The sequence below is a fragment of the Flavobacterium sp. UBA4854 genome (assembly GCF_002399805.1).
GTDB lineage: Bacteria > Bacteroidota > Bacteroidia > Flavobacteriales > Flavobacteriaceae > Flavobacterium > Flavobacterium ginsengisoli.
In genome coordinates this window covers 57,621-58,424 of sequence record NZ_DHEI01000153.1, presented here as the reverse complement: position 1 = coordinate 58,424, position 804 = coordinate 57,621, and the positions used below count along the sequence as shown (strand labels likewise).

The window sequence follows — 804 nt, the reverse complement described above, 5'->3', positions numbered from 1 at the left end:
CCACGAGATGAGGTATAAAAAATATCAGACAAAGCATTAATATCAGAGATCAAATCTGCTTGTTTGTTTAAGACAGTTTCAGATGCTGCAAAAGTGTAATCTGTAAGTTCAGAGCGAACCGTGATTTCACCAATATTTTTAATTACTTTATTGATTTTGTGATTTAGTTTAAAATCTAATTCTTCCGTCAGTCGTTTTAAAGACATTACAACAGCGCCTTGTTTTACTTCTTTGCCAAACTCACTTTCTAATTCGGTCATAATATTTCGCGAAAGTGAAGTTAGGTTGATAATTCCGAGCGACAGGGCATTTAATAAAAATGGTTTTGTTTTAATGTAGTTTTCTACAATAGAAGAAACAGTTTTCATAATTCTTTTTTTTTTTTGGTAACAGTTGAGTTGGTAGTTAATTTAACATTGCGATGTTATAATTCTTTGCAAATATAAATAAAAAAACAAATTGTTACAATTATAACAATGAAAAATTATGTTAAAAGTGATAAAAAGCGTCAGTAAGATGTTCAATTGCAAATGATTCCCCATTTTTATGGATGGCAACGATGTCAAAACGGATTTCTAAATCTTCCTGAAAATCCTTTTCCCTATCGTTTATGTAGGCATTTACTGCTTTTATGAGTAATTGAATCTTTTTTTGCTTCACAAAATCTTGCGGAGAACCAAAATCTAAACTTGAACGAGTTTTAACTTCAACAATTGCCAAAACATTATCTTTTTGTGCAATTATATCTATTTCGGCTTTCTGTATAACAAAGTTTCGCTCTATAATCGAATATCCATTTTCTTC

1 protein-coding gene and 1 pseudogene are annotated in these 804 nt (G+C 30.1%); both read right to left on the bottom strand.

What is annotated here, in order from left to right:
- Window positions 1-368 (bottom strand): annotated as a pseudogene (locus B3J44_RS22130) (aspartate kinase); the annotation flags it as partial.
- A gap of 121 nt (window positions 369-489) precedes the next feature.
- On the bottom strand, window positions 490-804 hold a 315-nt coding region (locus B3J44_RS22125), incomplete at its 5' end, for a YraN family protein (protein ID WP_286971475.1).